Annotated in this window: 6 protein-coding genes; 4 read left to right on the top strand and 2 right to left on the bottom strand. The window is 69.4% G+C overall.

Translation table 11 applies throughout. The features are described 5' to 3' along the window. Positions 1-80 precede the first annotated feature (80 nt). Complete coding sequence (locus AC08ON_RS16200; protein WP_173645797.1) at positions 81-311, bottom strand: hypothetical protein; 231 nt, start codon at positions 309-311, stop codon at positions 81-83. Positions 312-388: 77 nt separating this feature from the next. Between AC08ON_RS16200 and AC08ON_RS16195 the strand changes: the two genes are divergently transcribed. From AC08ON_RS16195 to AC08ON_RS16180, 4 genes are all read left to right on the top strand, one after another. Next, complete coding sequence (locus tag AC08ON_RS16195; protein ID WP_043591359.1) at positions 389-685, top strand: hypothetical protein; 297 nt, start codon at positions 389-391, stop codon at positions 683-685. Between the two features lie 268 nt (positions 686-953). Further along, a complete protein-coding gene (locus AC08ON_RS16190; RefSeq protein ID WP_476608347.1) occupies positions 954-1097 on the top strand; it encodes a hypothetical protein in 144 nt (47 codons plus the stop codon). Between the two features lie 391 nt (positions 1098-1488). Then, positions 1489-1770, top strand: a complete 282-nt coding sequence (locus AC08ON_RS16185; RefSeq protein ID WP_011438415.1) for a metal-sensitive transcriptional regulator — start codon at positions 1489-1491, stop codon at positions 1768-1770. A gap of 202 nt (positions 1771-1972) precedes the next feature. Further along, positions 1973-2665, top strand: a complete 693-nt coding sequence (locus AC08ON_RS16180) for an alpha-ketoglutarate-dependent dioxygenase AlkB (RefSeq protein ID WP_476617268.1) — start codon at positions 1973-1975, stop codon at positions 2663-2665. Positions 2666-2777: 112 nt separating this feature from the next. On the opposite strand, the gene AC08ON_RS16175 is transcribed toward AC08ON_RS16180, so the two are convergent. Further along, on the bottom strand, positions 2778-5074 hold a 2297-nt coding region (locus AC08ON_RS16175), incomplete at its 5' end, for a protein kinase domain-containing protein (protein WP_476608346.1).

The raw sequence follows: 5074 nt of genomic DNA, 5'->3' as shown, positions 1-5074 counted from the left end.
GCGCAGCCCTGGGTGGCCCGGAGCCGCTGGTGCCGACAGATCTGACCTGATGCGGTGGCCTCGGCCGATGGCCGGGACGCCTACTGTTTGCGCCGCCGATAGTGCTCCACGATCCAGGCGTCTACCTCTCGCTTGCGCCAAACCCGGGTGCCTTTGGCACCGCTACCCATCGGCGCGTTGATGACCTGCAAGGGCGCCGGAAACCGGGAGTCCTTGCGTGTCCAGTAGTCCACCGCCTGGCGAGTGATCTTGAGTTGGAACGCGATGTCCCCGATGCCGACCAACTGCTCACCGTCGTCCACGCGGAACATCGTAACCACTTTGCTCTTCCTCAAGAACCTCTCTAGGGTCTAATTTGCTGAGTAGCAAATAGATGGAGGAGGAAACCATGCCCCCCACCCCGCGCCGCCTGGATGAGGTCCGGGCACTGTTAGACCGGGACGAGGACTACGACGAAGATCCGGTCGGCGATCCGCCGATCACGGTGAGCCGCTACCGGGCGTCGATACGGGCGGTCCTGGCCGCCCGGGTACCGGAGCCCGGGATACTCGCTTCTGCCTGGTCCCAGCGGGAGACGGATGCCTTCCTGGCGGGAAGCCGGGCGACCCTGCGCCTGGTCGTCGAGATAATCGGGCACGCCCTGGCGGCGGCACCCACCGGAGACGGCAGCGGCGGCGTAGATTGACCGGCGGCGAGCGGGCGGCCAGGCGGCCGGGTGGCCGCCCGCTCGGTAGCATGCCGGCGGCCATCGGGAGTAACAAGCACACTCCGGGCAGCCCGCCGAACAACGGCAGGTCCTAACCCGTACCCGGCCGGAGTCCAATCCCGCATCCAATCCTGCAAACGATTCACCCGAAGCACTGTCGGGATCGCGACACCAGACCGCGGCACCAGGCCGTATCCCGCGCCGGGACCTCGGTTGCGAACAACCTGCGCCACACGAGGGGAAGATCATGGGGGCCACAGAGCCGCGCGACGACGAACTGTTCGACGACGAACGCGAGATCGGTTGGGGTGACGAGTCATTGTCCGAGGAAGAGGACCCGGACATCGAACGACTCCTCGCCGATCTTCCACCGCACCACGTCGACCGCTGATCCGGCGGCGAACCCACTCGTCACCACCACCCCCCGCCAGCAGGGCGAGAAAGTGCGCCACTCGGCACTTTCCGGGCGCAATTATGGGGCGCCGGGTGCGGTTTGCCAGGAACGATCCGGGCCGGGTACCCAGCCAGCGGGGCGGCGTCCGCGCAGTTAGGCAGGACGTGAACGGGCAACCCGAGCCTGTCCTGGAGGACCCGCGCCGCTGATACCGCACGGGCGGTGAATTCTCACTCACGGTGATAATTGTGGGACATGTCACCGCCGGGAGGAGCCTCGGTTCGAATTCCAGTCGGCGGTTGGCGCCGGTATCTCACCGAATCCCAATCCGACGACCGGCTCCGGCCCAGGTACCGTAGGGGGGTACCTGGACGGGAAGGCGCGATGGATGCACGGCTACACCAACACCAAGGACGATTACACCGCTCGGCTTCGCCGCATCGAAGGCCAGGTCCGGGGGCTACAGCGCATGATTGCCGAGGACAAGTACTGCATCGACATCCTCACCCAGGTCTCGGCGACGACCCGGGCGTTACAGTCGGTCGCCCTCGGGCTCCTCGAGGACCATCTGACGCACTGCGTGACGCACGCCGCCGCCGAAGGCGGTCCGGTGGCCGACGAGAAGATCCGGGAGGCGTCGGCCGCGATCGCGCGGCTCGTTCGGTCCTGACCACGGCTGTTGCGGTGAAGGCTGTTGCGGTGAGACGACGGACATCGCTTTCGAGGTTCGTCGAGGTCCCCGGGTCGGGTGCTGCGCAGGTCATCCTCGCCTGTTCACCTTCACGGAATATGCCTCCTGGATCTCGCAGGTTACGCCGGACGGCCCCGGACCGGAGCCGTCCGGATGGCGTCGGCCGGGTAGCGTCGGCCGGGTGACGAGCGAGACCGACGGCACCGCGGTGCCCGCCAACGGTGCGGTCGACCGCACCGCGTCGGTGCAACGGATCTGGCTGGACGACCGGTCCTGGGTCGACGTCACGCGCGGATGGCTACGCGAGGCCGACCAGCTGTATGAGACCCTGCATGCCGAGATCCCCTGGCGACAGGGAACCATGTGGCGTTACGAACGCCACGTCACCGAACCACGGATGAGCGCCTGGATCCCGCGGGGTCGGCCGGTCGCCTTTCCCGCCCTGCTCGACGCCTACCGGACCCTGCGGCGGACCTACGGCGTGGAGTTCGACGGCTTCGGCCTGTCGCTGTACCGGGACGGAGCCGACGGCGTCGCCTTCCACCGGGACCGCGAGATGCGCTGGCTCGACGACACGGTGATCGCCATCCTCACCCTCGGTGCCCGGCGACCGTTCCTGATCAAGTCTCGCCACCTGCCACCCGGCCGACGGATCCTCAACGACCCGGAGGCATCCGGCGCTCGCGACCTCTCCCCGGCCGGCGGTGATCTGATCGTGCTGGGAGGTCGGGCCCAAGCCGACTGGCTGCACGCGGTGCCCAGGGTCCCGGAGCACGTCGCCGGACGCATCTCGGTCCAGTGGCGATGGACGTCCCGGACCGGCCGCCCGGAACAGGACCCCGGTTACGGCGCCGCGCGCCACTTCTCGCGATAGCCGCCGTCTGCCGGCTCCCCGAGGCATCCTCACCCGCCCTCACCCGCGGCACCACCAGCAGCAGGCCGGACATCACGAGGAACGCGACCAACCCGGCCGGTCACAGGGCGGGTCAGTCACCGGGCGGGTCGTAGTGCCGGTGACCGAGGTAGGTCCGCCACTGCTCCCGATTGATGCGGCCCTCGGCCCTGGCACAGATCTCGTCCTCGGCTGCGAGCAGGTCGAGCTGCCAGAGACGGACGGCGTCACCGGCCACGACTGCGAGGACGCCCTCATGTCCCGGAGGTCCGAAGACCGTCGCCGTCGGCGCGGTGCCGACCGGCAGGGTGGCCCGCTGCACCGGCCGGGATGGTGAGCGCATGTCCCAGAGTGTTACCTGACCGGCCGGGGTACTGACAGCGAGGACCCGCCCGTCGGCGGAGAGCGCGATCGAACCGGCCTGGCCTGGTCGGCTCGCGATGGCGGTGAGGCGGTGCAGTCCCCGGGGGCTGTCCAGCCCATAGATCTCCGTCAGCGAGCCGCCGTCGGAGGTACTCGCCACGGCGAACCACCGGCCGTCCGGGCTGACGAGGAGCTTGCGGACAGTGGCGGGGGCGGTCAGCTGGGCCCGGCGGCGCGGTTGCCCGGCAGCGGTCACATCCCAGACGGAGAGATGGCCTACCCCCCCGACCGCGAGCGAGTCGCCGTCGGGGGTGAAGGCGAGGCTGGTGACCTCCGCCGGCTGGGGCAGCTCGGCGAGGGCGCGAGGATTCTGCGGATGGCCGATGTCCCAGAGACGGACGACGCGATCGGCGCCCGACGAGGCCAGGGTCCGACCATCCCCGCTCACCGCAACGCTCGCCACCGCACCCGTGTGTCCCCGCAACTCGGCGAGCAGACTCACCCGTTGACCGGTATTGATCGCCGACTGGAGGTCACCGTCGTCCGTGGACCCGGGCTGGGCCAGCCGCCATAACCGGATCACCCTGTCCGTCCCCGCCGCCACCATGATCGTGGACGCCCGCACACCCGTGGCCGGACCGGATGCGGGTATCAGCGCGACGGCGAGCAGGCCCTTCACCGCGGCAGCCGAGGCGACCCCGGCCGCGAGGGGGCTGCGGTCCCCCATGGCCGCGGCCACCGCGGGCAGGTCGGTGATGTAGCGCACCCGGCCAGGGCCGATGATGTTCCACACCGACCCGCCGAAGTCACCGACGATGATCAGATATCGACCATCCGGGGTGATCAGCAGATCGCGGATCGCTCCCGTCGCCGGCCCGATCTGCCGGATGCTCGCATTGACCAGCGCCTCCGCCGCAGCCGAGGTCGGAGCCATGCGGTAGGCCGAGACGGCGAGTTGGCCGGCGAGATCCGGTTCCCGGTCGAGAAGGCGCATCGCGCCACGGGCCGCCTCACGCGACGTGGCCGCCGCGCTGCGCTCCCGCAGCGTATCGACGATCACAACGGTCGAGAGGACGAGCACCGAGACCGCCACGCCGATCGAGAGCACGCGTCGAAGCCACCCGCGGTCCAGGTGATCCCGCGGTGACGATGGTGACGACAAGGCGGAGACATTCCCGGTTCCCTCCTGGACGTAGCTTGCGCGCGCTCTCGCGGCCGCGGTGGGCAGTGGGGCGGACACACCGGCCAGAGCGGCCGACGGACCGGGAGACAACGGACCGGGAGACGACGGACCGGGAGACAACGGACGCATCCGCGGTTCTGCTCCGGTGCGGACGGCGCTGAGGGCGACCGCGGCGGCCGGCGGGACGGCCGTGATCTCCACGGCCGGCCCGGTCCCGAGCAGGGTCACGGTTTCGAGCAGGGTCACGGTTTCGAGCACGGTCACGGTTTCGAGCACGATCTCGAGGCCGTGGATGGCACCGATGGCAGGAGCGGCGAGGTCGCTCGTGCCTACGACCTCCGGTTTCGTCTCGGACTCGACCGTCCGCCTCGTCTGCACCGGGACCAGAGTCTCGATGACACCCGCCGGCAGGGCGAGACGCCGGGTGGGTTCGACCGCAGGCTCCGCCTCGCTTCGTGTCGGATAGGCGATCAGCTGTTCGAGCAGTTCGGCCGCGGCCGGCCGGCGCTTCGGGTCCTTGCGCATCGCCGCCGCGACCAGCTCTCGCAGCTCCGGGCAGAACACGGACAGGTCGGGTTCCGCGTAGACGGCCCGCTGCAGCAGGACCCGGGGCGTTCCGGCACCGAATGGCGGCCGGCCGGTCGCGGCGAACAAAAGCATGCCGCCCCAGGTAAAGACATCCGATGCGACGGTGGCGGTCTGCCCGAGAGCCTGTTCGGGCGTTATGAACGCAAGTGTTCCGATACCGGACGGCGGTCCGCCCGGATTACTGATGCTTACCGCATTCATCGCTCGGAAGAGCCCGAAGTCCACCAGCCGCACTCCCTGCCCGGAAAGAACCACAT

Source organism: Frankia sp. CoWAU3, assembly GCF_977971855.1.
The sequence above is the reverse complement of the archived record's forward strand: the minus strand, read 5'-3'. Positions and strand labels throughout refer to the sequence as shown.